The organism is Burkholderia sp. A9 (genome assembly GCF_000801975.1).
Genome location: NZ_JSZN01000004.1, coordinates 69,760 through 95,108 on the forward strand (window position 1 = coordinate 69,760; position 25,349 = coordinate 95,108).

Annotated in this window: 22 protein-coding genes; 13 read left to right on the plus strand and 9 right to left on the minus strand. The window is 67.2% G+C overall.

The genetic code is table 11. The annotated features are described in order from the left end of the window. Nucleotides 1-65: 65 nt before the first annotated feature. Together PI86_RS02265 and PI86_RS02270 are read right to left on the minus strand one after the other, a co-directional pair. Nucleotides 66-1,610: a methyl-accepting chemotaxis protein gene (locus tag PI86_RS02265; protein ID WP_014900981.1), complete on the minus strand. Its 1,545-nt coding sequence runs from the start codon at nt 1,608-1,610 to the stop codon at nt 66-68. Between the two features lie 390 nt (nt 1,611-2,000). Beyond that, nucleotides 2,001-3,545, minus strand: a complete 1,545-nt coding sequence (locus tag PI86_RS02270) for a methyl-accepting chemotaxis protein (RefSeq protein ID WP_039318380.1) — start codon at nt 3,543-3,545, stop codon at nt 2,001-2,003. A 709-nt stretch (nt 3,546-4,254) separates the two neighbouring features. Here PI86_RS02270 and PI86_RS02275 point away from each other — a divergent pair. Then, nucleotides 4,255-4,734 (plus strand): DUF523 domain-containing protein, encoded by a 480-nt coding sequence (locus PI86_RS02275; RefSeq protein ID WP_442854564.1) that lies wholly within the window; start codon nt 4,255-4,257, stop codon nt 4,732-4,734. Between the two features lie 97 nt (nt 4,735-4,831). Here PI86_RS02275 and pcaF read toward each other — a convergent pair whose 3' ends face one another. Then, nucleotides 4,832-6,034, minus strand: a complete 1,203-nt coding sequence (gene pcaF / locus PI86_RS02280; RefSeq protein ID WP_039318385.1) for a 3-oxoadipyl-CoA thiolase — start codon at nt 6,032-6,034, stop codon at nt 4,832-4,834. A gap of 227 nt (nt 6,035-6,261) precedes the next feature. Here pcaF and PI86_RS02285 point away from each other — a divergent pair, with 227 nt between their 5' ends. Next, a complete protein-coding gene (locus PI86_RS02285; protein ID WP_014900977.1) occupies nt 6,262-7,050 on the plus strand; it encodes an IclR family transcriptional regulator in 789 nt (262 codons plus the stop codon). 207 nt (nt 7,051-7,257) lie between these two features. Here the strand turns inward: PI86_RS02285 and PI86_RS02290 are convergent, their stop codons facing one another. Then, the gene (locus PI86_RS02290) at nt 7,258-8,589 is read right to left on the minus strand and encodes an MFS transporter (RefSeq protein ID WP_039318386.1); all 1,332 of its coding nucleotides are present in this window, start codon (nt 8,587-8,589) and stop codon (nt 7,258-7,260) included. Between the two features lie 74 nt (nt 8,590-8,663). After that, nucleotides 8,664-9,854 carry a M20 aminoacylase family protein gene (locus PI86_RS02295; RefSeq protein WP_039318388.1) on the minus strand — a complete coding sequence of 397 codons (1,191 nt, stop codon included), beginning with the start codon at nt 9,852-9,854 and terminating at the stop codon, nt 8,664-8,666. Between the two features lie 229 nt (nt 9,855-10,083). Here PI86_RS02295 and acuR point away from each other — a divergent pair, with 229 nt between their 5' ends. The 3 genes from acuR to PI86_RS02310 all read left to right on the plus strand — a co-directional run bounded on the left by acuR (nt 10,084) and on the right by PI86_RS02310 (nt 12,415). Further along, on the plus strand, nt 10,084-10,722 hold the full coding sequence (gene acuR / locus PI86_RS02300; protein ID WP_039318391.1) for an acrylate utilization transcriptional regulator AcuR: 639 nt from the start codon (nt 10,084-10,086) through the stop codon (nt 10,720-10,722). Nucleotides 10,723-10,767: 45 nt separating this feature from the next. Then, complete coding sequence (gene acuI, locus PI86_RS02305; RefSeq protein WP_039318394.1) at nt 10,768-11,751, plus strand: acrylyl-CoA reductase (NADPH); 984 nt, start codon at nt 10,768-10,770, stop codon at nt 11,749-11,751. 85 nt (nt 11,752-11,836) lie between these two features. Then, nucleotides 11,837-12,415 carry a peroxidase-related enzyme gene (locus PI86_RS02310; protein WP_039318397.1) on the plus strand — a complete coding sequence of 193 codons (579 nt, stop codon included), beginning with the start codon at nt 11,837-11,839 and terminating at the stop codon, nt 12,413-12,415. A 132-nt stretch (nt 12,416-12,547) separates the two neighbouring features. Here the strand turns inward: PI86_RS02310 and PI86_RS02315 are convergent, their stop codons facing one another. Both PI86_RS02315 and PI86_RS02320 read right to left on the minus strand, forming a co-directional pair. Further along, on the minus strand, nt 12,548-13,423 hold the full coding sequence (locus PI86_RS02315) for an SDR family NAD(P)-dependent oxidoreductase (RefSeq protein ID WP_039318400.1): 876 nt from the start codon (nt 13,421-13,423) through the stop codon (nt 12,548-12,550). 188 nt (nt 13,424-13,611) lie between these two features. Next, the gene (locus PI86_RS02320) at nt 13,612-14,190 is read right to left on the minus strand and encodes a TetR/AcrR family transcriptional regulator (protein WP_039318402.1); all 579 of its coding nucleotides are present in this window, start codon (nt 14,188-14,190) and stop codon (nt 13,612-13,614) included. Nucleotides 14,191-14,395: 205 nt separating this feature from the next. On the opposite strand from PI86_RS02320, the gene zwf reads away from it, so the two are divergent. Further along, nucleotides 14,396-15,871 carry a glucose-6-phosphate dehydrogenase gene (gene zwf / locus PI86_RS02325; protein ID WP_039318405.1) on the plus strand — a complete coding sequence of 492 codons (1,476 nt, stop codon included), beginning with the start codon at nt 14,396-14,398 and terminating at the stop codon, nt 15,869-15,871. 174 nt (nt 15,872-16,045) lie between these two features. Here zwf and PI86_RS02330 read toward each other — a convergent pair whose 3' ends face one another. Then, on the minus strand, nt 16,046-16,990 hold the full coding sequence (locus PI86_RS02330) for a LysR family transcriptional regulator (protein ID WP_039318408.1): 945 nt from the start codon (nt 16,988-16,990) through the stop codon (nt 16,046-16,048). A 101-nt stretch (nt 16,991-17,091) separates the two neighbouring features. Between PI86_RS02330 and PI86_RS02335 the strand changes: the two genes are divergently transcribed. The 5 genes from PI86_RS02335 to PI86_RS02355 all read left to right on the plus strand — a co-directional run bounded on the left by PI86_RS02335 (nt 17,092) and on the right by PI86_RS02355 (nt 21,747). Then, nucleotides 17,092-18,294, plus strand: a complete 1,203-nt coding sequence (locus PI86_RS02335) for an MFS transporter (RefSeq protein ID WP_039318411.1) — start codon at nt 17,092-17,094, stop codon at nt 18,292-18,294. 31 nt (nt 18,295-18,325) lie between these two features. Further along, entirely contained in the window at nt 18,326-18,649 is a 324-nt protein-coding gene (locus PI86_RS02340; RefSeq protein ID WP_014900915.1) for a MoaF-related domain-containing protein, read from the plus strand. 16 nt (nt 18,650-18,665) lie between these two features. Then, nucleotides 18,666-19,610, plus strand: a complete 945-nt coding sequence (locus PI86_RS02345; RefSeq protein WP_039318416.1) for an LLM class oxidoreductase — start codon at nt 18,666-18,668, stop codon at nt 19,608-19,610. A 150-nt stretch (nt 19,611-19,760) separates the two neighbouring features. Continuing rightward, nucleotides 19,761-20,567 (plus strand): 2,5-didehydrogluconate reductase DkgB, encoded by an 807-nt coding sequence (gene dkgB / locus PI86_RS02350; RefSeq protein WP_039318719.1) that lies wholly within the window; start codon nt 19,761-19,763, stop codon nt 20,565-20,567. Between the two features lie 64 nt (nt 20,568-20,631). Beyond that, the gene (locus PI86_RS02355; RefSeq protein WP_039318418.1) at nt 20,632-21,747 is read left to right on the plus strand and encodes an alkene reductase; all 1,116 of its coding nucleotides are present in this window, start codon (nt 20,632-20,634) and stop codon (nt 21,745-21,747) included. A 124-nt stretch (nt 21,748-21,871) separates the two neighbouring features. Here the strand turns inward: PI86_RS02355 and PI86_RS02360 are convergent, their stop codons facing one another. Then, entirely contained in the window at nt 21,872-22,537 is a 666-nt protein-coding gene (locus tag PI86_RS02360; protein ID WP_039318420.1) for an O-methyltransferase, read from the minus strand. A 48-nt stretch (nt 22,538-22,585) separates the two neighbouring features. On the opposite strand from PI86_RS02360, the gene PI86_RS02365 reads away from it, so the two are divergent. After that, nucleotides 22,586-23,263, plus strand: a complete 678-nt coding sequence (locus PI86_RS02365) for a TetR family transcriptional regulator (protein WP_039318423.1) — start codon at nt 22,586-22,588, stop codon at nt 23,261-23,263. A gap of 508 nt (nt 23,264-23,771) precedes the next feature. After that, nucleotides 23,772-25,160, plus strand: a complete 1,389-nt coding sequence (locus tag PI86_RS02370; RefSeq protein ID WP_014900907.1) for an NCS2 family permease — start codon at nt 23,772-23,774, stop codon at nt 25,158-25,160. Nucleotides 25,161-25,349 lie beyond the last annotated feature (189 nt).

Below are 25,349 nucleotides of genomic sequence, written 5' to 3' on the forward strand. Positions count from 1 at the left end.
CGACGTACCCACGCCGGCCCGCGCAATGCGGGCCGCCTTCCTCCTACCTCCCCCGTCCCCGCTCATCAACGAAACACGTTCACCGCATCCACGAGCCGCGTCGCCTGCTGCTTCAGGCTTTCCGATGCCGCCGTGCTCTGCTCGACCAGCGCCGCGTTCTGCTGCGTGATGTTGTCCAGATGCACGACCGCCTGGTCGACCTGCGCAACCCCCGTGCTCTGTTCGGCCGTCGACGAGCTGATCTCCGCGATCAGGTCCGACACGCGCTTCACCTGCGTGACGATGTCCTCCATCGTCTTGCCCGCGCCGTCGACGATCCGGGCACCCGATTCGACCCGGTCGACGCTCGCGCCGATCAGCGTCTTGATCTCCTTCGCCGCGTTCGCGCTGCGCTGCGCGAGCGCCCGTACCTCGCCCGCGACCACCGCGAAACCGCGCCCCTGGTCGCCCGCGCGCGCGGCTTCGACCGCCGCGTTCAACGCGAGGATGTTGGTCTGGAACGCGATCCCGTCGATCACGCCGATGATGTCGGCGATCTTGCGCGAGCTGTCAGTGATGTCGCTCATCGTCGTCACGACTTCGCTCACCGCCTGCCCGCCGCGCTCGGCCGCCTCGCTTGCCGAAACCGACAACTGGTTCGCCTGCAGCGCCGTCTCCGCATTGCTCGACACGGTGGCCGTCATCTCGGCCATCGACGCGGCCGTCTGCTGCACGCTGGTCGAAGCCTGTTCGGTGCGTGCGCTCAGATCGTTGTTGCCCTGCGCGATCTCGTTGCTCGCGCGCTGCACGTTGAGCACCTGTTCGCTGACGTCGTCGACGAGCCAGCGGAACATCAGCCCGAGCTGGTTGATCGTGCGCAGCGTCATGCCGATCTCGTCGACGCGGTTCATCGCCACGCCGCTGCGGCTCTCGCCGGTCGCGACGCGCAACGCCTGGTCGCGCAACTGCATGAGCGGACGCGCGATCTGCGCGTCGAGCCACAGGCCGGCGGCAATCGATACGCCGGCCGTCGCGGCGGCAAACGCCGCGAGCCCGCCGCCGGCCAGCCCGCATGCCCAGCCCGCGCCGACGACGGCCGGCGCCAGTACGCACAGCGTTGAATGCAGCCGTGCGCGCACCGACATCGTCTGGAACAGCGACGCAATGCGCATCAGCCCGGTACGGACGATCAACCCCTTGTGGAAGCGGCGATTGCCGGCCTTGCCTTCGCGAAACGCTCGGTACAGCGCATCGGCGGCCGCGATCTCGTCGCGCGATGCCTTGGTGCGCACCGACATGTAGCCCGTCGGCTGCCCGTTGCGCATTACCGGCACCGTATTCGAACGCACCCAATAGTGGTCGCCGTTCTTGCGGCGGTTCTTCACCAGCGCGGTCCACGGTTCGCCGTTCTTCAGCGTCGCCCACATGTCGGCGAACGCCTCCTTCGGCATGTCCGGGTGCCGCACGACGTTGTGCGGCTGACCTTCGATCTCCTCGGGGGAAAATCCGCTGACCTGGATAAACGCGGCGTTCGCGTACTGGATGTAGCTGTTCGCGTCGGTAGTCGACATCAGCGTCGCGTCGTCGGGAAAATCGAATTCGCGTTGCGTGACAGGCTGGTTGTTGCGCATGGTGTGGAGTTCCGGGTTGCGGATCTTGCGTCCGCTTGTGGATGGGATCGAGACCGTACGCTTCGCAGTCGGCCCGCTTGCGTTTGATCAGACTCCTGCGCTTTCGGCAAATTTGGCGAAAACATTATGCCGGCCACGGGTAAATATGCATCTATTTCGCATCATCCTGTTTCAGCCGAACACTTTGTTTATATGTGAATCAAAAATCCAGTTTGATCAAAGACCCGGACGCCAATCATCCGATCATTGATAACACCGCTTCCGACCGGACTCACGCATAAATCGAAAATCGCGAATGCGAATCTCTCTCGTTTATCGCATTCGAATCCATTCGGAAACCGGAGATTTGCCGCCGCGCCGCGACGGGACGCGCAAGCGCGCCCGCGGCGATTAACGAAACACGTTCACCGCATCCACGAGCCGCGTCGCCTGCTGCTTCAGGCTTTCCGATGCCGCCGCGCTCTGTTCGACCAGCGCAGCGTTCTGCTGCGTGATGTTGTCCAGATGCACGACCGCCTGATCGACCTGCGAGACCCCGGTGCTCTGCTCGGCCGTCGACGAGCTGATCTCCGCGATCAGGTCCGACACGCGCTTCACCTGCGTGACGATGTCCTCCATCGTCCTGCCCGCCTCGTCCACCCGCCGCGCGCCCGACTCGACCCGCTCGACGCTCGCGCCGATCAGCGTCTTGATCTCCTTCGCCGCGTTTGCGCTGCGCTGCGCAAGCGCCCGCACCTCGCCCGCGACCACCGCGAAACCGCGCCCCTGCTCGCCCGCACGCGCCGCCTCGACCGCCGCGTTCAACGCGAGGATGTTGGTCTGGAACGCGATCCCGTCGATCACGCCGATGATGTCGGCGATCTTGCGCGAGCTGTCGGTGATGTCGCGCATCGTCGTCACGACTTCGCTCACCGCCTGCCCGCCGCGCTCGGCCGCTTCGCTTGCCGAAACCGACAGCTGGTTCGCCTGCAGCGCCGTCTCCGCATTGCTGTCGACGGTGGCCGTCATCTCGGCCATCGATGCGGCCGTCTGCTGCACGCTCGACGCGGCCTGTTCGGTGCGCGCGCTCAGGTCGTTGTTGCCCTGCGCGATCTCGTTGCTCGCGCGCTGCACGTTGTGCACCTGCTCGCTGACGTCGTCGACGAGCCAGCGGAACATCAGCCCGAGCTGATTGATCGTGCGCAGCGTCATGCCGATCTCGTCGACCCGGTTCATCCGCACGCCGCGGCGGCTCTCGCCGGTGGCGACGTTCAGCGCCTGGTCGTGCAGCCGCTTCAGCGGACGCACGATCTGCGCATCGAGCCACAGTCCGGCGGCGACCGACACGCCTGCCGTCACCGCGGCAAACGCCGCAAGCCCGCTGCCGGCCAGCCCGCATGCCCAGCCCGCGCCGACGACAGCCGGCGCCAGCACGCACAGCGCCGAATGAACGCGCGCGCGCACTGACATCGTCTGCGGCAGCGACGCGATGCGCAGCAGCCCGGTCCGGATGATCAATCCCTTGTGGAAACGGCGCTGGCCCGCCTTGCCTTCGCGGAATGCGCGGTACAGCGCGTCGGCGGCCGCGATCTCGTCGCGCGGCGCCTTGGTGCGCACCGACAGGTAGCCGTGCGGCGCGCCGTTACGCATCACCGGCACGGCGTTCGCGCGCACCCAGTAGTGATCGCCGTTCTTGCGGCGGTTCTTCACCACCGCGGTCCACGGCTCGCCGTTCTTCAGCGTCGCCCACATGTCGGCGAACGCCTCCCTCGGCATGTCCGGGTGCCGGACGGCGTTGTGCGGCTGGCCGACGAGTTCGTCGTTCGAGAAGCCGCTCACGTACGAGAACGTCGTATTCGCGTACGTGATGATGCTGTCGGCATCGGTGGTCGACATCAGCGTGACGTCGTCGGGAAATTCGAATTCTTGTTGGGTGACAGGCTGGTTGTTGCGCATGCAGGGCTCCGAAAGGCGGATCCGGCTGCGGGATCCGCACGGCGCGAAAATCACGCTCAGTAGCCGAAAAACGGTTTATCGCTTTACGACGGTGTCGTCCTTACTGTCGGCACATCCCGGGAAAACCTTAATCCGGAACCGCGTGAAATATCGAATTCGTTCGCCAGGATGATTTCGATCAAATAATCCCGTGATAATCGCAGCCGGCGCTGTGCGGATACGGCTCGTATGCTTTATGGGATAACGCCGGGCGGCGCACCAATGCAGGCAGTCGTTGCGCGCGGTGAAACGATTCAGCCTGGTCGACGCCATTCAACCGGCATTCGAATTCGATGAAAAAGTCCCGGCATGAATTGAATCGATTGCGCCGAAATACGGTAGTGGTCGTGCATCACGGCGAAAAACATCGTCAGGCGGCCCGGTGCCGTGATGGCAACGCGATGCCGCCTTCCTGAAATGCGTGAGATACGCGGCGCCGTTGCAGCACACGATCGACTTCTACCTGCGGCTCGGTTTCACAGTCAGCGCGTCGCCCGACCCGGCGCTGGATGCGCTCGAGCCGGACGACATTCATCTGGAAGGACCGACGAACTGACGCGCGTGAATGCGAGCCGCGCGTAGAATTTCCGCTCGATCAAGGCCGCCATCACGGAGAACGACATTGCAAAACGCGCCGCGGCAGCCGGCCACGCCGAAGATCCTCGTCAGCATGTGCGTGCTCGGTCACCCCGTCCGTTACAACGGCTCGGCGAAGACCGCCGCGCATGAAACGCTCGCACGATGGCAGCGCGAAGGGCGTCTGGTGCCCGTGTGTCCGGAACTGGCAGGAGGATTGAGCGTGCCGCGACCGCCCGCCGAAATCGCGAACGGCGAATCGGGGCAACGCGTGCTGGCAGGTGCCGCGCGCATCGTCGACGTACACGGCACCGACGTCACCGCGCCGTTCGTCGACGGCGCGCACACCGCGCTCGCACTGGCACGCGCGCACGACTGCCGCTTCGCGATCCTGGCGGACGGAAGTCCGTCGTGCGGAAGCAGTTTCATTTACGACGGGAGTTTTGCGGGCCGGCGGCATGCCGGTGCCGGTGTGACCGCGGCGTTGCTGCGCCAGCATGGCGTCGAGGTGTTCGCGGACACCGAGATCGACGCGCTCGCGGCACGCCTCGCGCAACTCGCTCAGGCTGAATGACGAAGTGGCCGGCACGACGATCTCGTGCCGGCCACTTCGTTTGAAAAGGAAACTCGGCGAAGCGGGTCAAACCCGGCCGCTTCGCCGCATGACGCGATTACACGCGTTCGATCGCGATCGCGATACCCTGGCCGACGCCGATGCACATCGTACACAGCGCGAAGCGGCCGTTGGTGCGATGCAGCTGGTACATCGCGGTCGTCACGAGACGTGCGCCCGACGCGCCGAGCGGGTGCCCCAGCGCGATCGCGCCGCCGTTCGGGTTCACGCGGGGATCGTCGTCGGCGACGCCGAGCATGCGCAGCACCGCGAGACCCTGCGACGCGAACGCTTCGTTCAGCTCGATCACGTCGAACTGGTCGATCGTCATCCCGAGCCGCGCGAGCAGCTTCTGCGTGGCCGGCGCGGGGCCGATGCCCATCACGCGCGGCGCGACGCCGGCCGTCGCGATGCCGAGCACACGCGCACGCGGCGTCAGGCCGAAGCGCTTCGCGGTTTCCTCGTTCGCGAGCAGCAGCGCGGCGGCGCCATCATTGACGCCCGACGCGTTGCCGGCCGTCACCGAGCCGTCCGGGCGCACGACACCCTTCAGCTTCGCGAGCGTCTCGAGCGACGTCTCGCGCGGATGCTCGTCACGCGAAAAGACGACCGGATCGCCTTTCTTCTGCGGAATCGTGACCGCGACGATTTCCTCGGCGAGCGTGCCGTCCTGCTGCGCACGCGCGGCCTTCTGCTGGCTGCGCAGCGCGAACAGGTCCTGATCGGCGCGGCTGATGTTGTAATCGACCGCGACGTTCTCGGCCGTCTCCGGCATCGAATCGACGCCATGCAGCTGTTTCATCAGCGGATTGACGAAACGCCAGCCGATCGTCGTATCGTGGATGTCGGCCTGGCGTGCGAACGCGCTGGCGGCCTTGCCCATCACGAACGGCGCGCGCGTCATGCTCTCGACGCCGCCCGCGACCATCAACGCGGCCTCGCCCGACTTGATCGCACGCGCGGCCACGCCGACCGCGTCCATCCCGGAACCGCACAGCCGGTTGATCGTCGAACCCGGCACCCCCTCCGGCAGGCCCGCCAGCAGCGCGGACATGCGCGCGACGTTGCGGTTGTCCTCGCCGGCCTGGTTCGCGCAGCCGTAGATCACGTCGTCGATCGCCGTCCAGTCGACGTCGCGGTTGCGCTCGACGAGCGCCTTGAGCGGCACCGCGCCGAGGTCGTCGGCGCGCACGCCGGACAGCGCACCGCCGTAACGGCCGATCGGGGTACGAATCGCATCACACAGAAAAGCTTCAGTCATCAGTGTCTCCGGTCTCATGCAAGGCTGGGAAGTGAATGAAACGCGCCCCTTGCATTGCCCGCCGGGATGCGCTTAAATGTTCTATATACGAACATAAGATCGTGTATCGAACGTTCAACGCATCATAGGGAGTGCGGGGACGACCTGTCAAGCGCCCGGTCCGCGGTGCGGTTGGCGTGTCAGGCCCCATGCGCTATCTTCTCGGCTGCACGACAATCCGACCGTTCATGACAACCGAAGACATCCAGACGAAACCCGGCGACTCCTATGTGCAGTCGTTCGCGCGCGGCCTTGCGGTGATCCGCGCGTTCGACGCGCAGCGCCCGGAGCAGACGCTCACCGAGGTCGCATCGGCCACCGGGCTCACACGCGCGGGCGCGCGCCGGATCCTGCTCACGCTGCAGACGCTCGGCTATGTCGAGGCCGACGGCCGGCTGTTCCGGCTCACGCCGAAGATCCTCGAGCTCGGCTTCGCGTACCTCACCTCGATGCCGTTCTGGAATCTCGCCGAACCGGTGATGGAACAGCTGTCCGCGCAGATCCACGAAAGCTGCTCGGCCGCCGTGCTCGATCGCACCGAGATCGTCTACGTGCTGCGCATGCCGACCCACAAGATCATGACGATCAACCTGTCGATCGGCAGCCGCCTGCCCGCGTACTGCACGTCGATGGGCCGCGTGCTGCTGTCGGCGCTCGACGACGCAGCGCTCGACGAAACGCTCGCGCAAAGCGGCATCCGCGCGCACACGCCGCGCACGATCACCGACCTCGGCGAGCTGAAGGCGACGATCGCGCAGGTGCGCCAGCAGGGCTGGGCGGTGGTCGACCAGGAACTCGAAGTGGGATTGATGTCGATCTCCGCGCCGATCCGCAACCGGCGCGGGCAGGTGATCGCCGCGATGAACATCAGCGGCAACGCACAGCGGCACACCGCGAAGCAGATGGTGAAGGAGTTTCTCGGCCCGCTGCAGCAGGCCGCGCAGACGGTGTCGGAGCTGGTCGCGCGGCGCGGTTGAGCGCCCGGCCCGATTGCCGGATCGGCCATGCGCGGATAAAAAGACGGGCGGCACACAGCCGCCCGCTCAACTCTCTGACTCTACTGCAGCCCCGTCTCACAGGGCGCGGAGCGAACTCCGCATTACCCAATTTAGTCACGCCGCGAAGCCCGGTCAATTTGACGAAGACGAAATTGCACGGTGCCGCTCGGACAGCGGCACAGCGCATCAGTCCATCGTCTCCCGCGCCGTTTCCCGCAGCATCGCGACCGCGATCAGCGACAGCACCACGCACGCGGCCACGTAGCCGGCCGGTGCGAGCTTGCTGCCGGTCGTCTGCACCAGCCAGGTCGCGATCAGCTGCGCGGTGCCGCCGAAGATCGTCACCGCGAGCGCATACGCGATCGAGATGCCCGTCGCGCGCACGTGGCGCGGCAGCGATTCGCACATCAGCGCCATTTCCGATGCCGACCCGAGCGAATAGAACAGCAGCAGCAGCGCGGTCAGCGGCAGGATCACCGACAGCGTCGGATGATGGTTCATCAGCCAGAACGCCGGGAACAGCAGCAGGACGAGCACGCCGCGCCCGACGAAGATCGGCATGCGCCGGCTGCCGAGGCGGTCCGACAGCCAGCCGAACAGCGGGCAGGTCACCAGCATCACGCAGCCCGACGCGACGCCGACGAACATCGACAGCTTCATCGGCAGGCCGAGCGTATGGATCGCATAGGTCGGCATATAGAAGGTCAGGATGTAGGTCGACACCGTGCCGCCCATCACCGTCAGCATCAGCAGCAGCACCGTGCGCGCGTGCTGCGAGAACAGCTCACGCAGCACGCCGCGTTCGACCCCGTGATGGCTGTCGCCGGGCGCATCGTCCGCCAGCCGGCGGCGCAGAAACATGCCGACCGGCGCGATCAGCACGCCCACCAGGAACGGCAGGCGCCAGCCCCAGCCCTCGAGCGCGTCCCGGGTCAGCGTGTTCGACAGCAGCGCCGCGAAGCCCGAGCCCATCAGCGCGGCGCCGCCCTGCGTCGCGAGCTGCCAGCTCGCGCGGAACGCGCGGCGCGACGTGCCGCCCTGCTCGATCAGCGTGGAGGTTGCCGCGCCGAACTCGCCGCCCTGCGAGAAGCCCTGCATCAGCCGCGCGCACACCACCAGCAGTGGCGCGGCCACGCCGACCTGCGCGTAGGTCGGCGCGACCGCGATCGTCGCGGTGCCGAGCGCCATCAGCATGATGGTCAGGTTCAGCGCGGCCTTGCGGCCCTTGCGATCCGCGTAGACGCCGAGCACGACGCTGCCGAGCGGCCGCGTGAAGAAGCCGGCGGCGAACGTCGCGACCGACAGCAGCAGCGACGTGGTCGGGTCGCTCGACGGGAAGAACAGCTTGCCGATCAGCACCGCGAAGAAGCCGTACACGGTGAAATCGAAGAACTCCAGCCAGTTGCCGATCACGGCCGCCGCGATCGCGCCGCGCCGGGTGACGGCCGGTGCGCCGCCCGTAGCGATTTCGGCGGCCCCCGTCGACGCGGGGTGCAGCGCGAGATGGTCTTTCTGCATGGTTCGTGTCTCCTCTCAATGCGGCCGGAAGCGCCGGCCGCCGGTCGCCCGCCGCCGGTCGCCCGCCGCCGCGCTCACTGCCCCAGGTAACGCTCCACGAGACGCGTCCAGAATGCCGCGCCGATCGGCAGGTTGCGATCGTTGAAGTCGTACTTCGGGTTGTGCACCATGCAGCCGTCCTCACCTTCGCCGTTGCCGAGCCGCACGAACGAGCCGGGCCGCTGCTGCAGCATGAACGCGAAATCCTCGCTGCCCATCAGCAGGTCGGTCTGCTCGACCACGTGCGCGTCGCCGACCAGCTCGCGCGCGACCTGCGCGGCGAAATCCGTTTCGGCATCCGTATTGACCACGACCGGGTAGCCTTCGATGTACTCGACGTGCGCGGTCGCGCCGTAGCTCGCGGCCTGCGTCTCGGCGAGCTCGACGATGCGGCGCTTGAGCAGCGCACGCACCTCGGGGCTGAACGAACGCACGCTGAGCTCGAGGCGCGCGCCGTTCGGGATCACGTTGTTCGCGGTGCCCGCGTGCATCGAGCCGACCGTGACGACTGCCGGCTGTGCCGGATCGACGTTGCGCGCGACGATCGTCTGCAACGCCATCACGATGCTCGCCGCGACCACCACCGGGTCGACCGTCAGGTGCGGCCGCGCCGCGTGGCCGCCGACGCCCTCGACCGAGATGATCGCCTTGTCGCCGGCCGACATGAACGGGCCGCGCCGCGTGAGGAACACGCCGGGCGCCGCGCCCGGATGGTTGTGCATGCCGAACACCGCATCGCACGGAAAGCGCTCGAACAGGCCGTCGTCGATCATCTTCTTCGCGCCGCTGTCGACACCGTGCTCTTCCGCCGGCTGGAAATACAGCTGCACGGTGCCGGAAAAGTTGCGCGTCTTCGCGAGGTGCTGCGCGGCGCCGAGCAGCATCGTCGTGTGGCCGTCGTGGCCGCACGCGTGCATCTTGCCGTGCGTGCCGCTCGCATACGGCAGGCCGGTCGCCTCGAGGATCGGCAGCGCGTCCATGTCCGCGCGGATGCCGATGCTGCGCTTGCCGTCGCCCACCCGCAGCGTGCCGACGACACCCGTCTTGCCGACCCCGCGCGTCACCTGCCAGCCCCATTGCTCGAGCTTGTCCGCGACGAGCGCGGCCGTCTCGTGCTCCTCGTACGCGAGCTCCGGGTGATGGTGGATGTGATGGCGGATCTCGCGCAGCCCGCCGGCGGCGGGCATCAGATCCTCGATTTCGGTGAATCGGGCGTCGGTGGTCATCAAGCGGCTCCTGCTGATCGTCAGTGTGTCAGCCGCACGCGGACGGTTGCGTGCGGGAAAGCGAGCCACTATAGCGAGCCGATATCGGTTCAATAAGATGCGGAATTTTTCACCGCGATAAGCTTTATTAATCAGGGTTAATACGGGCAACGACGGCCGGACGCCCGTCGCTCGACGCGATCGGCTCACAGCCGGTTGATTTTTGAGACGAACGGTCTATTATTCGCACATGGACGTTCGAACTGATCCGCCTCGCCGTCGCGGCAGGCCACCCAAGCAGCACGAAGACCTCGTCGCGACGCGTGACATGCTGTTGCGCAGCGGGCTGGAGGTGCTCACCGAGAAGGGCTTTTCCGCCACCGGGCTCGACGAGATCCTCGGGCGCGCCGGTGTGCCGAAGGGCTCGTTCTATCACTACTTCGACAGCAAGGAAGCCTTCGGCCTCGAGCTGATCGACCGCTACGCCGAGTTCTTCGCGCGCAAGCTGGACCGCCATTTCAGCCAAACGGAACGCTCGCCGCTGGCGCGCGTGCGCGCGTTCGTCGACGATGCACGCGACGGCATGGCCCGCTACGCATACAGCCGCGGCTGCCTGATCGGCAACCTCGGACAGGAAATGGGCGCGCTGCCCGAGAGTTTCCGCGCGCGTCTGCGCGCGACGTTCGAAGACTGGCAGCGCCGGCTGGCCGAGTGCCTGGTCGCTGCGCAGCAGGCCGGCGAGTTGGCGGTCTCGGCCGATCCTGCCGAACTGGCCGCGTTCTTCTGGATCGGCTGGGAAGGCGCCGTGTTGCGCGCGAAGCTCGAGCGCAGCGACGCGCCGCTCGTGCTGTTCGCGCAGTTTTTCTTCAATGGATTGCCGCGCCGCTGAGTTTTTTTACCATTAACTAGACGATCGGTCTAGAAAGGAGGACGGATGTTCCAGGGCATCGTGATCGACAAGAACGAAACCGGCCAGCACGCGCGGCTGCAAACACTGGACGACGCGCAGCTGCCTGCGGGCAACGTGACGATCCGGGTGGGCTATTCGACGCTGAACTACAAGGACGGGCTCGCGATCACCGGCAAGAGCCCGGTGGTCCGCAAGTTCCCGATGGTGCCGGGCATCGATCTGGTCGGCGAAGTCGAGGACAGCACGCATCCGGATTACCGCACCGGCGACCGGGTCGTGCTCAACGGTTGGGGCGTCGGCGAAACGCACTGGGGCGGCCTGGCCCAGAAGGCGCGCGTCGATGGCGACTGGCTGGTGCCGCTGCCGTCCGCGTTTTCCCCGCAACAGGCGATGGCCATCGGCACGGCCGGCTACACCGCGATGCTGTGCGTGATGGCGCTGGAACGGCATGGCGTGCGCCCCGATGACGGTGAGATCGTCGTGACCGGCGCGGCGGGCGGCGTCGGCAGCGTCGCCACCGCCCTCCTCGCGCAGCTCGGGTATCGCGTCGTCGCCGTGACCGGCCGCCCGGCCGATGCCGACTACCTGCGGCAGCTCGGCGCGGCGGACATCCTCGACCGGTCGCAATTCAGCGCGCCCGGCAAACCGCTCGGCAAGGAACGATGGGCCGGCGCGGTCGACGTCGCAGGCAGCCACGTGCTCGCCAACGTGTGCGCGACGACGCGCTATCGCGGCGTGGTGACAGCCTGCGGGCTGGCCGCGGGCATGGATTTCCCCGCCACCGTCGCACCGTTCATCCTGCGCGGCGTGACGCTCGTCGGCATCGACAGCGTGATGTGCCCGCGCGCCGAGCGTCTGGAGGCATGGCGTCGGCTCGCGTCCGATCTCGATGTGGAGAAACTGGGTACCATCAGCCACCAGGTCGGCCTCGCGAACGTCATCCCGCTTGCCGAGGAACTGATCGGCGGCAAGGTGCGCGGCCGCATCGTCGTGGACGTCAACGCGTGACGCCCGCAACGCCAACGCATCGATTCGATTCAGGCCGGCGGCTCGTGCATCGAGACCGCTCGCGCCACGTCATTCAGGAGACCCCATGACTGCCGCAGACAACGCTCCCATCAGCCGCTTCCCGGTGCCGGCGCTTGAAGACCTGCCCGACGACATCCGCGCACGCATCGCGGCCGTCCAGGAAAAGTCGGGCTTCATCCCGAACGTGTTCCTCACGCTCGCGTATCGCCCGGACGAGTTTCGCGCGTTCATGGCGTACCACGACGCATTGATGGACAAGCCGGGCAACCTCAGCAAGGCCGAACGGGAAATGATCGTCGTGGCCACCAGCAGCGTGAACCAGTGTCAGTACTGCGTCATCGCGCACGGCGCGATCCTGCGCATTCGCGCGAAGCATCCGCTGATCGCCGACCAGGTCGCGACCAACTACCGCAAGGCCGACATCACCGCCCGGCAGAAAGCGATGCTGGACTTCGCGATGAAGGTTTCGCAGACCGCGCACCAGGTGGGCGAAGCGGACTTCGACACGCTGAAGTCGCATGGCTTCACCGAAGACGACGTCTGGGACATCGCGGCGATCTCGGCGTTCTTCGGGATGTCGAATCGCCTCGCGAACGTGACGAACATGCGACCCAACGCGGACTTCTACGCACTGGGCCGCTGAGCGCACCGGCAACGGCGATCGTTACGGAAGACCTGGCGCGCATGCGCCCGGTCTTCTGCGGGCCGCCGCGCGCACCGGCGACGGCAACCGGCGCGGCGCTCACACGCGCGCACAACGCCGCAGTTCCCGCGCTTACCCGATCTCCTGCTGCGCCTTCAGCCCGTCGGGCAGCTTCGCGTCCGGAAACATCGTGGACAGCGTCGTATCGCGCCACCGCGCCGCCTCCTCCGCGCGCTCCGTTTCCGCCTGCTGGCACACGAACAGCGCATCGCCGCCAAGCAGCAAACGCATCGGCACGTCGTCGCGACGCGACAATTCGACGATCAGCGCCGCGATCCGCACGGGATCGCCGACCTCGTGGCCGCCGTATGCGCCGAGCAATTCGAGCATCGCCCCGACCGACGGCTGATAGTCGGGCAGCAGGCCATCGACCGCGCGCCTCGCCTCCGCGGCCCATTCGGTCCGCATGCCGCCCGGCTCGAGCGTGCAGACGCGCACGCCGAACGGCGCGACTTCCTTCGACAGCACGTCGCTGAAACCGCCGACCGCCCACTTCGCGGCCTGATACGCGGACAGGCCGGCCATCGACGTGCGCCCGCCGACCGACGACACCTGGAAGATGTGGCCCGCGCGCTGCGCGCGCATCGTCGGCAGCACCGCGCGCGTCAGGTTGACCACGCCGAACAGGTTCGTTTCGATCTGGTCGCGGAAATCGTCGGCGCCCATCTGCTCGAACGGCGCCGTATGACCGTAGCCCGCGTTGTTCACCAGCACGTCGATCCGGCCGAACGCGTCGCGGGCGGCCGCCACCGCATGCGCGGCCGCCGCTGCGTCGGTCACGTCGAGCGCCATCGGCAGCAAGCGGTCGCCGTACCGTTCTTCCAGATCCGCGAGCCGCGCGGGATCGCGCGCCCCGGCCACCAGACGATCGCCCGCCGCCAGCACCGCTTCCGCGATCGAACGCCCCAGGCCGCGTGCGGCCCCCGTTACCAACCAGACTTTCGACATTTTCCACTCCTCGACCAAATTGAAACCACAAAAATGAATGATTACTCACTCATTAATATGAGCGATGCAGCGATCGTTTTCACCGTGCGTCGCCCTGCCTGAAACCGCCTTCCATCCGTGCGGCAACGCCCGAACCTGATGCGCCGCCGATCCCCCATCCTCAGCTTTCCGTTACGCCGACCGCCCGCTCACACCGCGTGCAACACGGCCCACAGCGCGCGAAACCCGGCATCCCGGTACCCATCGGCCAGCGCCGGCTCGCGCGTGATCGACTCCATCGCCGTTTCCGCGATCGACGTGAACAGCGCGGCGCAGAACGCATGTGCGTCGTCGTCCTTCAACCCGTCCGACGCGCTGACTTGTGCGCGCAGCAACGCGCTGATCGCGCCGAAGCCTTCGGCGCCGGCCTCGCGATGCGTGTCGTCGATGCGGCCGCTCACCCGCAGCTGCTGCAATGCGTGCCGCCCCTCCGGATGCGCGACGCCCCACGACACATAGCCGTTCCACGCATGCCGCATCGCCTGTTCGGCCGGCGCGTGCTCCGGAAACCCGGTCATCATCGCCTCGCGCATGTCGGCCTTCAGGCTCAGGTACAGCGCGTTCAGCAACGTATCCTTGGTCTCGAAATAGGTGAACACCGTGCCTTCCGCGACGCCGGCGAGCCGCGCGATGCGCGCGGTGGTCGCGCTCGCGCCGTCCTCCGCGAGCGCGCGGGCGGCCGCGGCGAGGATGGCGTCGTGCTTGTCGGGACTGCGCGGTCGGGCCACGTTCGATTCCTTTAATGAGTGAGCGCTCAATCATAATCAAGCCAACCGATGCATTGCAAGCCCTGTTACATACGGACGAACCCATCCACAATCGATCAAAAGCGTGCACTATTAGCGTTTTCACGTACTGACGCGCCAACGCACCGGCCGTCCGGCGCTTCGACGTTCGTTCCACGCTCACACCGCATCAGACCGCGAACCACTCATGACGAATAAGCCCAACCAGACCGAAGCCGACCAGCCCGTCGACATGATCATCTTCGGCGGCGGCGGCGACCTGGCCGCCCGCAAGCTGTTGCCCGCGCTGTACATGGCGCACCTGCACTGCAACCTGCCGCCGGAGACACGCATCATCGCGGTCGGCCGCCGCGACTGGGGCATCGACGGCTATCGCAAGTTCATGGACGAGCAATCGCGCCCGTTCATCGACGACAAGGCCTTCGACGCCGACGCGTGGGGCCGTTTCCTCGACCTGTTCAAGTACGTGCTGATCGACGTCAGCGCGCCGGAAGACTACGCGCGGCTCGCCGAAGCGTCACGCGGCGATGCGATTCGCGTGTTCTACCTGTCGACGTCGCCGGAGCTGTTCACGACGATCTGCAACAACCTGTCGGCCGCGCACCTGGTCGACGCGCGCTCGCGCGTCGTCCTCGAAAAGCCGCTGGGCCACGATCTCGCGTCGGCGAAGGCGATCAACGATGCGGTCGGCAAGCATTTCGAGGAATCGCAGATCTACCGGATCGACCATTACCTCGGCAAGGAAACCGTGCAGAACCTGATGGTGCTGCGCTTCGGCAACCCGATCTTCGGGCCGCTGTGGCAGGCACCGAGCATCCGCAGCGTGCAGATCACGGTGGCGGAGACGGTCGGCGTCGGCAGCCGCGCGGGCTTCTACGACCATACCGGCGCGCTGCGCGACATGGTGCAGAACCACCTGCTGCAATTGCTGTGCATCGTCGCAATGGAGCCGCCGGTGTCGCTCGACCCGGACGCGGTGCGCGACGAAAAGCTGAAGGTGTTGCGTTCGCTGCGGCCGATGGCGCTGTCGGACGTCGCGCGCGACACGGTGCGCGGCCAGTACACGGCCGGCGCGGTCGACGGCCAGCCGGTCAAGGGCTATCTCGACGAGGAGAACGTGCCGGCGGACAGCCACGCGGAAACCTTCGTCGCGCTGCGCGCGCACATCAACAACTGGCGCTGGGCGAACGTGCCGTTCTTCCTGCGCACCGGCAAGCGGCTGCAGCGCCGCCAGTCGGAAATCGTGATCGAGTTCGCGGACATGCCGTTCTCGATCATCCCGAGCGGCCCGCGTCACTACAGCAACCGCCTCGTGATCCAGCTCCAGCCGGAAGAATCGATCCAGCTGCAGATGCTCGCGAAGGAACCGGGCAGCGGGATGAAGATGGTGCCCGTGAGCCTGAACCTTGACCTGCAGCAGGCGATTCCGGAACGGCGCGCGGAAGCGTACGAGCGGCTGCTGATCGACGTGATCCGCGGGCGCCTCACGCACTTCATGCGCCGCGACGAACTCGAAGCCGCATGGTCGTGGGTCGAGCCGATCCTCGACGGCTGGCAGCAGCTCGGCGATCGTCCGCGCCTGTACACGGCCGGCACGTTCGGGCCGGCGGCCTCGTCGGCGCTGCTGGCGCGCGACAACATGTCGTGGTCTGAAGAAGCGTAAGAAGCGCAGCACACGACGGCATGCCGGCGGCGCGAGCGCCGTTGGCATGCCGGGTCACGTCAGTGCGCCCGCCGCACACCGCCCGCCTCCCGGCCGTTACCTTCGGCCAGGGGAAATCCCCTGACTCGTCCCGCGTCGGAACGGCACCCGGCCTCCACGCTGCAGCGACACCGGCTATACCGGCCCCATCCACGCCGCCTTGCGCCGCGGCGTCGCATCGCTGCCGGCGCTCCCGCCGCCCAGCACCTCGATCATGTAATCGACGAACGACGCGATCCGCGACGAAATCGCGGTGTTCCGGTAATACACCGCGTTGATCGGCTGCTCGACGTCGAGCGTCTGCCGCGCGAGCACCTGCACGAGCCGCCCGGCCTCGCGATCGTGCGCGGTCATGAAATCCGACAGGCACACGACGCCCGCGCCATCCAGCGCGAGCTGCCGGAGCGTCTCGCCGCTCGACGACCAGATGCCGGGCTCGATGCGGCTCGGCTCGCCGTCCGCGCCGAGGATCGGCCACACGTTCAGCGATTCGGGCTGCGTGAAGCCGAGCAGCGTGTGCTTGTCGAGATCCTCGACCTTGCGCGGCTGGCCGTGCGCTTCGATATACGCGGGGCTCGCGAGGATGCGCAGCCGGCTGTTGCCGATCCGCCGGCTATGCAGGGTCGAATCCTTGAGCCGGCCGATCCGGATCGCGACGTCGGTGCGCCGTTCGAGCAGGTCGATGATCCCTTCGTTGCTGTTCAGTTCGAGGTCGACCTTCGGGAAGCGTTCGCGGTAGCCGCGCACGAGCGGCACGATCACGTGCAGCATGAACGGCGTCGCGGCGTCGACGCGCAGCCGCCCGGACGGCATCTCGCGCCGCGCGAGCATCTGCTCCTCGGCATTCTCGACCGATTCGATGATCGCGCGCGCATCCTGCAGGAACGCGCGCCCCTCTTCGGTCAGTTCGAGCCGGCGCGTGGTGCGGCGCAGCAGCGTGGTCTTCAGCTTCTCCTCGAGCCGCGCGAGCGTGCGGCTCGTGGCCGACACCGTGAGGTCGAGCTGCTGCGCGGCGGCGGTGATCGAGCCGGTGTCGACCACGGCCGCAAAGGCCTGGAGTTCGTCGAGCGTGATTTTCATTGTTGATCTGAAATCAAAACAATTTGGTTTATAGACCAGTTTTTCCGCAAAAGTAAAGGCGGCACACTGCGATCCATCCTTACTGGAACCAGGATCCCATCATGCCACTCGCCCTGCTTGCGCTGACCATCAGCGCCTTTGCCATCGGCACCACCGAGTTCGTGATCGTCGGGCTGATCCCGACGATCGGCGCCGATCTCGGCGTCAGCCTGCCATCGGCCGGCCTGCTCGTCAGCCTCTACGCGCTGAGCGTCGCCATCGGCGCGCCGCTCCTCACCGCGCTCACCGGCCGCGTGCCGCGCAAGACGCTGCTCGCCGCGCTGATGGCGCTGTTCACGGTCGGCAACCTCGTGGCCTGGCAGGCGCCGAGCTACGACTCGCTGATCGTTGCGCGCGTGCTCACCGGCCTTGCGCACGGCGTGTTCTTCTCGGTCGGCTCGATCATCGCGACCACGCTCGTGCCGAAGGACAAGGCCGCCAGCGCGATCGCGACGATGTTCAGCGGGATGACCGTCGCATTCGTCGCCGGCATTCCGCTCGGCACCTTCATCGGCCAGCACTTCGGCTGGCGCGCGACGTTCCTGATCGTCGCGCTGTTCGGCCTGATCGCGTTCCTCGGCGCAGTGGCCTTCGTGCCGCGCGGGCTGCCGCAGACGCCGCCGGCGCCGCTCGCCCGCCAGTTCCGCGTGCTCGCCCAGCCGCGCCTGCTGCTCGTCTATGCGATGACGGCGGTCGGCTACGGCGGCTCGCTGATCGCGTTCACCTACATGGCACCGCTGCTCGAACAGATCGCCGGCTTCACGCCGTCGCAGGTCAGCCTCGTGCTCGTCGGCTACGGCGTGTCGGTCGCGGTCGGCAACGTGTGGGGCGGCAAGCTCGCCGACAGCGTCGGCCCGGTCAAGGCGCTCAAGCGGATCTTCCTGCTGCTCGCGATCGTGCTGCTCGCGCTGACCTTCACGGTGCACGTGAAGTGGCTCGCGGTGCTGACGATGCTCGCCTGGGGCGCGGTCGCCTTCGGCAACGTGCCGGGCCTGCAGGTGTACGTCGTCAAGCAGGCGCGCCACTTCGCGCCGGACGCCACCGACGTCGCATCGGGCTTCAACATCGCCGCCTTCAACCTCGGCGTCGCCGGCGGCTCGTCGCTCGGCGGCCTGATCGTCGCCAACATCGGTCTCGGCCATACGCCGTGGATCGCCGCCGCCGTCACGCTCGGCGCCTTCGCGCTGACCGCGCTGAGCGGCCGTCTCGACCGCGGCCAGGGCTTGCCCGAACGTACGGCCGAACCCGTCGAACTCGCACATTGAACGTCGCTTACTTTTGCAGGAGCAAAACAGCATGAACGCATCGACCCAACGTCCGCCGTTTGCCGGCAAGACTTTCGAAGTCCGTTACGACGGCCTCACCGCCCTCAACGCGTATGACGAGGACGGCCTCCACATGCGCTACGAGATCACCGAAGGCGCGTACGCCGGCGCGAAGGGCGAAGTCGCCTACACGTGGCAGCACGTCGCCGGCGAGACCTACGCGATCTCGTGGCAGGAAGCCGACCGCGCGACGGTCGTCCACCTCGACGACTTCGCCGCCGGCACGTCGCGCTCGTTCTTCACCGCGTCGTCGCTCGATTTCTACCGGCTCGAAGGCAGCCTGCGCGCGGTCTGAACGGAGGCGCCCGATCATGTCCACTTCACTCGACAAGCTCGCCGACGGCAGCTTCAGCGTCGGCATCGAACTGCCGCTCGACAACGATTGGTCGCCGGCCGGCGACGCGAAGCGCCAGCATGACGGGCGCCGCCCCGGCGTGCCCGACCTTGAAAACCACTCGGCGCTCGCGCAACTGGCCGACACGCTCGGCTTCCGCGCGCTCTGGGTGCGCGACGTGCCGGTGTACGACCCGTCGTTCGGCGACGCCGCGCAGGTGTTCGAGACGTTCTCGTATCTCGGCTACCTCGCCGGCATCACACGCGACATCCTGCTCGGCACGGCGGCCGTCGTGCTGCCGCTGCGCGAACCGCTGCTGACGCTGAAATCGGCCGCGACGATCCAGGAACTGAGCCGGGGGCGCCTGCTGCTCGGCGTCGCGAGCGGCGACCGGCCGGTCGAATATCCGCTGTTCGGCCGTGACTTCGCGTCGCGCGGCGCGAACTTCCGCGACCAGATCGCGCTGCTGCGCGACGGTGCGCACGGGCACCTGCCGCCCGGCCTCGAGGTCCTGCCGGCCGCGCGCTCGCCGGTGCCGCTGCTGGTCGCGGGTCTCGCGCAGCAGACGCCGGCGTGGATCGGCGAACACATGGACGGCTGCCTCGCGTATCCGGGTACGCCGGCCGACCACACCCAGCGCGTCGCGAACTGGCGCGCGGTGGCCGGCAACAAGCCGTACGTGAGCTTCATCCACCTCGACCTCGCGGAAGATCCGCACGAACCGCTGCAGCGGCACCGCTTCGGCGCGCGCGCCGGACGCATCGCGCTGGCGGAAGAACTCGCGGCGATGCGCGACGCAGGCGTGCAGCACATCGGCCTGCATTTCCGCCGCAACCGGCGTCCGCTCGACGAGACGATATCCGAGATCGCAGCGGACGTGCTGCCGCTGTTCCATGTGAACGCGCAAGCCCGCGTCGCATAGGGCCGGCGGTCGCCGGAAACGGGCGAATCACCGACCTATATTTGATTTTAAATCAAATATTTTTGACCTCTGAAGGCGTTTATCTCATCAGTCTCAAGCGCCAGAATGACTCCCATACCGCAACCGTTCCACCCCTCCCAGGAGCACATGATGAGCAACATTCCCGCATTCGGCCTCGGTACTTTCCGCCTGCAAGGCCAGGTTGTCATCGACTCGGTCCGTAACGGCCTCGAAGTCGGCTACCGCGCGATCGACACCGCGCAGATCTACGGCAACGAAGCCGAAGTCGGCGAAGCGATCGCCGCCTCGGGCGTGCGCCGCGAAGATCTGTTCCTCACGACCAAGATCTGGGTCGACAACTATGCACCGGAAAAGCTGGTCGCCAGCCTCGAAGAAAGCCTGCGCAAGCTGCGCACCGACTACGTCGACCTGACGCTGATCCACTGGCCGGCCCCGGGCAACGGCGTGTCGATCCAGGCATTCATGACCGCGCTCGCTGAAGCAAAGGCGAAGGGCCTCACGCGCCAGATCGGCATCTCGAACTTCAACATCGAACTGACGAAGGAAGCGATCGCGGCCGTCGGCAAGGATGCGATCGCGACGAACCAGATCGAACTGAGCCCGTACCTGCAGAACCGCAAGCTGGTCGAGTTCCTGAACGCCGAAGGCATCCACGTGACGTCGTACATGACGCTCGCGTACGGCAAGGTGCTCGGCGACCCGGTGATCGGCGCGATCGCCCAGCGTCACAACGCGACGCCGGCGCAAGTCGCGCTCGCCTGGGCACTGCAGCTCGGCTACTCGGTGATTCCGTCGTCGACCAAGCGCGAAAACCTCGCGAGCAACCTGCTCGCGCAGACGCTGCGCCTGACCGACGAAGACATGGCGCAGATCGCCGCGCTCGAGCGCAACGGCCGCGAAGTCGACCCGGCCGGCCTCGCGCCGAAGTGGGACTAAGCGCGCCACACCCTCAATCGACCCGTCCGCGGCCAGCCGGCCGCGGCACCGACAGGACACCATCATGACCCAGGACCCGCTTTTCCAACCGCTGCAATTCGGCGCGCTGACGCTGCCGAACCGCATCGTGATGCCGCCGATGACGCGTTCGCGCGCCAGCCAGCCCGGCGACGAAGCCAACGAACTGATGGCCGCGTATTACGCGCAGCGCGCGAGTGCGGGCCTGATCGTCAGCGAAGGCACCTATATCGCGCCGCTCGGCAAGGGCTACGCATGGACGCCCGGCATCCATACGCCGTCGCAGGTCGCCGGCTGGCGCAAGGTGACGGACGCCGTCCACGCCGCGCACGGCCGCATCTTCGCGCAGCTGTGGCACGTCGGCCGCCTGAGCCACACGAGCCTGCTCGGCGGCCAGCAACCCGTGTCGTCGTCGCCGCTCCAGGCGAAGGGCGTGAACGTGTTCGTCGCCGGTGAAGACGGCAGCACGCCGGGCTTCGTGCAGGCTTCCGAGCCGCGCGCACTGACCATCGACGAGATCCGCGAGATCGTCGAGCAATACCGCGCCGCCGCCCGCAACGCGATCGAGGCCGGCTTCGACGGCGTCGAACTGCATGGCGCGAACGGCTATCTCGTGAACCAGTTCATCGACTCGAACGCGAACACGCGCACTGACGCGTACGGCGGCTCGCTGGAAAACCGGCTGCGCTTCCTGCGCGAAGTCGCGCAGGCGCTGATCGAAGGCACCGGCGACGCGTCGCGCGTCGGCATCCGCCTCGCGCCGCTGACCACGCTGAACGGCTGCGTCGACGATGATCCGGAAACGACCTATCTCGCCGCCGCGAAGCTGCTCGGCGAACTCGGCGTCGGCTACCTGCACATCGCGGAAGCCGACTGGGACGACGCGCCGCTGATGCCGGTCGAATTCAAGCAGCAGCTGCGTGCCGCGTACCCCGGCGTGCTGATCTATGCCGGCGCCTACACCGCCGAGCGTGCCCGCGAAGCGATCGCCGCCGGCTGGGCCGACCTCGTCGCCTTCGGCCGCCCGTTCGTCGCGAACCCCGACCTGCCCGAGCGCCTGCGCACCGGCGCCACGCTCACGCCGCACGACCGCAACACGCTGTTCGGCGGCGGCGCACAGGGCCTGACCGACTATCCGACGCTCGCGCAAGCCGCTGCGTAAACGATCCGAAGGAATCCTGCATGAAAGCAGCGCTCGCCCGGCTCGCGCTCGCCGCGATCCCGCCGTTCACGGCGGCCCGGACGGCGCACGCCGCGCGGCTTGCATGCTTGCAACGTCTCGCCGCTCAGCCGATCCGCATCGACAGCTCGACATCGCCGCCGAACGGCACCGACAGGTAGCCGTTCTCCGGCGCACGCACGTAGGCGAGGTAGTCGGGGCTGTATTCCGCGTTGTCGGCGACGACGAACGCGCCGGGTCGCAGCCGCGGCTCGACCCGCGCGAGGATCTCCGGATACAGCGCCTTCGCGCCGTCGAGCAACACGAGATCGACGGTCTCCGGCAGATCGGCCGCCAGCGTGCGCAGCGCATCGCCCGCGCGGATTTCCACCAGATCGGCCAGCCCGGCCGCCGTCAGGTTCGCTCGCGCCCGTTCGACCTTCGACGCTTCGAACTCGCTCGTGATCACCCGACCGCCGCCGTTGTCGCGCAGCGCGGCCGCGAGGTGCAGCGTCGAGATGCCGAACGACGTGCCGAATTCGACGATCGAGCGCGCACCGCAGCCGCGCGCGAGCATGTACAGCAGCGTGCCCGTCTCGCGCGACACGGCGAGCGGATAGTCCTTCAGGCGTGCATAGAAATCGGCGTAACCGGTCTTGCTGCGCATCAGCCGCGCGTGCTCGTCGTGCGACAGGTCGGCAAAGTCCGGGCTCGACGCGGGCGACGATGCCTCGGCTTCGTCGAACAGGCGCGCGAGCAGCGACGCCAGCGGGTCGTGAATCAGGGTGGTCATGCGGATCTCCGGTGTCAGGTTGAGTGCGTCAGGGCACCCGACTAGAATATGACGAACTATTCATGTTTTACTATTCGCATTGGCAGACCCGTCATGACCGACCGCCGCAACACCCCGATCGCCTCGCGCAGACTGCCTCGGCAGGCCCGCTCGACCCAGCTCGTCGACGCCGTGCTGCAGGCCGCTATTCAGGTTCTGGCGACCGAAGGCGCGCAGCGCTTCACCATGGCGCGCGTCGCCGAGCGCGCCGGCGTGAGCGTCGGCTCGCTGTACCAGTACTTCCCGAACAAGGCGGCCGTGCTGTTCCGGCTCCAGCACGACGAGTGGCGGCAGACGTCCGGGATGCTGTGCGCGATGCTGCAGGACCCGCGGCAGACGCCGCCCGAGCGGCTGCGCACCGCCGTCCACGCGTTCATCCGTTCTGAATGCGACGAAGCGCCCATGCGCATCGCACTCGACGACGCCGCGCCCCTTTATCGCGACGCCCCCGAGGCGCAGGAAGTGAAGGCCGCCGGCCACCGGGTCTTCAGCGCGTTCATGCGCGAAGCGCTGCCCGGCGTGCCCGACGCCACGCGTGCGCTCGCCGGCGAGCTGATCATGACGACGCTCACGACAGGCGGCAAGGCGTTCTCCGAAGCCGAACGCACGCCGGCGGAAATCGACGCGTACGCGACCGCGATGGCCGACATGTTCTGCGCGTATCTCGCGCAACTCGCGCACGGCTGACGCCGCGCGCGCGGCCCCGGTTTCATCCGGATGCAGGTTGCGCGCCGCGGCGCGCCGCGTCATGCGCGGCCGTTTTCGCGCATCTGCGCAGCCGCAATGAAAGACATGCGTAAGACTCGACGCGTCATCCGCTTTGGCCCTGCCCGCCGACCCGGCATTCAAATAATCGCCTTAACGGATTCGAACTAGGCGTATACACGCGTTCCGCGACGACGAAGCCCCGTAGCACGCCGATATAAGCGCTGCGACATGCGCTGCATGCTCTTCCCCCAATGGGACGTGATGGGCCATTCGCCTAACCTTCGCTACGGCAAAGCACACGTGACGGGGTCGACCACACCACGCGTCGTCCGACGCGACACACTCGCGTCCTTCGACGCGCGTACGACGACGCGAATCACGCGTGATGCGTCCCCACGACGTTGCCGATAAATCCCAACCAGATTCGAGACACCCTGACGACGGTCCGCTACAGGCCGTTTCAGCATGCTGATAAAGGAGCAAGCTCATGAGTGATACCCCGGTGCAGCCGACGGTCGGCGTCGGCGCGGAAGAAACTGACTTCGGCACCAAGGGAGTCATCGACCGGTACTTCGGCATTTCGTCGCGCGGCAGCACGCAGCGCCGCGAAATCGTCGCGGGCGTGACCACATTCCTCGCGATGGTCTATTCCGTGTTCGTGGTTCCCGGCATGTTCGGCAAGGCCGGCTTCGACACGAGCGCCGTGTTCGTCGCGGTCTGCCTCACCACCGCATTCGGCTCGCTGCTGATGGGCCTGTGGGCGAAGCTGCCGATCGCGATCGGCTGCGCGATTTCGCTGACCGCGTTCACCGCGTTCGGCCTCGTGCTCGGCAAGGGCCTGCACCCGACCGTCGCGCTCGGCGCCGTGTTCCTGATGGGCCTCGTATTCACGGGCATCTCGGTCACCGGCGTGCGGTCGTGGATCCTGCGCAACCTGCCCGCGGGCGTCGCGCACGGCACCGGGATCGGCATCGGCCTGTTCCTGCTGCTGATCGCGTCGAACGACGTCGGGCTCGTGATCAAGAACCCGGGCGCCGGCCTGCCGGTCTCGCTCGGCCAGATCACCGCACTCCCGGTCATCATGTCGGTCGTCGGCCTCGCCGCGATCTTCGGTCTCGAGAAGCGTCGCGTGCCGGGCGGCATCCTGCTCGTCGTGATCGCGATCTCGATCTTCGGCCTGATCTTCGATCCGGCCGTGAAGTACCGCGGCATCTTCGCGCTGCCGTCGCTGAGCGCACCGGGCCACGCATCGCTGATCGGCGCGATGGACATCAAGGGCGCGCTGTCGATGGCCGTGCTGCCGAGCGTGCTGGCGCTCGTGATGACCGCCGTGTTCGACGCGACCGGCACGATCCGCGCGGTCGCGGGCCAGGCGGGCCAGCTCGACGAGAACGGCCGCATCATCAACGGCGGCCGCGCGCTGACCGCCGATTCGATCAGCTCGATCTTCTCCGGCTTCCTCGGCGGCGCGCCGGCGGCGGCATACATCGAGTCGAGCGTCGGCGTGGCCGCCGGCGCGAAGACGGGCCTCGCTGCTGCGGTGGTCGGCCTGCTGTTCCTGGTCGTGATGTTCTTCTCGCCGCTCGCGGGCCTCGTGCCGTCGTACGCGACCGCCCCCGCGCTGATGTACGTCGGCCTGCTGATGCTCGGCAGCGTGAGCAAGCTGCACATGGACGACATGGTCGATGCGATGTCGGGCCTCGTATGTGCGGTGTTCATCGTGCTGACCGCGAACATCGTGACGGGCATCATGCTCGGCTTCTCGACGCTCGTGATCGGCCGCATCGCCAGCGGCGAATTCCGCAAGCTCAACGTCGGGACCGTGCTCATCGCAGCCGTGCTCGTCACGTTCTACCTCGGCGGCTGGGCAATCTGACCGCGGATCATGCGCGACGCTGCCGGCAGAAGGGCGGCGCGCATCGAGACGATAGCGTCTCCTCCACCATCATCGTTGATGGTCTCCAGGCCTGGAAACGGATGTTTCCAGGCTTTTTTTGTCGGTACGGCACGGGATTCCGCGGTGCTGTCCGGCAAAGACGGGAAGTCGTGTGCGCCCCGTCGCATC

Bases quoted from the DNA above. Each gene is read 5' to 3' on its own strand.
- PI86_RS02265 (WP_014900981.1), bottom strand. From the start codon at position 1,610: ATGCGCAACAACCAGCCTGTCACGCAACGCGAATTCGATTTTCCCGAC.
- PI86_RS02270 (WP_039318380.1), bottom strand. From the start codon at position 3,545: ATGCGCAACAACCAGCCTGTCACCCAACAAGAATTCGAATTTCCCGAC.
- PI86_RS02275 (WP_442854564.1), top strand. From the start codon at position 4,255: ATGTGCGTGCTCGGTCACCCCGTCCGTTACAACGGCTCGGCGAAGACC.
- pcaF (WP_039318385.1), bottom strand. From the start codon at position 6,034: ATGACTGAAGCTTTTCTGTGTGATGCGATTCGTACCCCGATCGGCCGT.
- PI86_RS02285 (WP_014900977.1), top strand. From the start codon at position 6,262: ATGACAACCGAAGACATCCAGACGAAACCCGGCGACTCCTATGTGCAG.
- PI86_RS02290 (WP_039318386.1), bottom strand. From the start codon at position 8,589: ATGCAGAAAGACCATCTCGCGCTGCACCCCGCGTCGACGGGGGCCGCC.
- PI86_RS02295 (WP_039318388.1), bottom strand. From the start codon at position 9,854: ATGACCACCGACGCCCGATTCACCGAAATCGAGGATCTGATGCCCGCC.
- acuR (WP_039318391.1), top strand. From the start codon at position 10,084: ATGGACGTTCGAACTGATCCGCCTCGCCGTCGCGGCAGGCCACCCAAG.
- acuI (WP_039318394.1), top strand. From the start codon at position 10,768: ATGTTCCAGGGCATCGTGATCGACAAGAACGAAACCGGCCAGCACGCG.
- PI86_RS02310 (WP_039318397.1), top strand. From the start codon at position 11,837: ATGACTGCCGCAGACAACGCTCCCATCAGCCGCTTCCCGGTGCCGGCG.
- PI86_RS02315 (WP_039318400.1), bottom strand. From the start codon at position 13,423: ATGTCGAAAGTCTGGTTGGTAACGGGGGCCGCACGCGGCCTGGGGCGT.
- zwf (WP_039318405.1), top strand. From the start codon at position 14,396: ATGACGAATAAGCCCAACCAGACCGAAGCCGACCAGCCCGTCGACATG.
- PI86_RS02330 (WP_039318408.1), bottom strand. From the start codon at position 16,990: ATGAAAATCACGCTCGACGAACTCCAGGCCTTTGCGGCCGTGGTCGAC.
- PI86_RS02335 (WP_039318411.1), top strand. From the start codon at position 17,092: ATGCCACTCGCCCTGCTTGCGCTGACCATCAGCGCCTTTGCCATCGGC.
- PI86_RS02340 (WP_014900915.1), top strand. From the start codon at position 18,326: ATGAACGCATCGACCCAACGTCCGCCGTTTGCCGGCAAGACTTTCGAA.
- PI86_RS02345 (WP_039318416.1), top strand. From the start codon at position 18,666: ATGTCCACTTCACTCGACAAGCTCGCCGACGGCAGCTTCAGCGTCGGC.
- dkgB (WP_039318719.1), top strand. From the start codon at position 19,761: ATGAGCAACATTCCCGCATTCGGCCTCGGTACTTTCCGCCTGCAAGGC.
- PI86_RS02355 (WP_039318418.1), top strand. From the start codon at position 20,632: ATGACCCAGGACCCGCTTTTCCAACCGCTGCAATTCGGCGCGCTGACG.
- PI86_RS02360 (WP_039318420.1), bottom strand. From the start codon at position 22,537: ATGACCACCCTGATTCACGACCCGCTGGCGTCGCTGCTCGCGCGCCTG.
- PI86_RS02365 (WP_039318423.1), top strand. From the start codon at position 22,586: ATGACGAACTATTCATGTTTTACTATTCGCATTGGCAGACCCGTCATG.
- PI86_RS02370 (WP_014900907.1), top strand. From the start codon at position 23,772: ATGAGTGATACCCCGGTGCAGCCGACGGTCGGCGTCGGCGCGGAAGAA.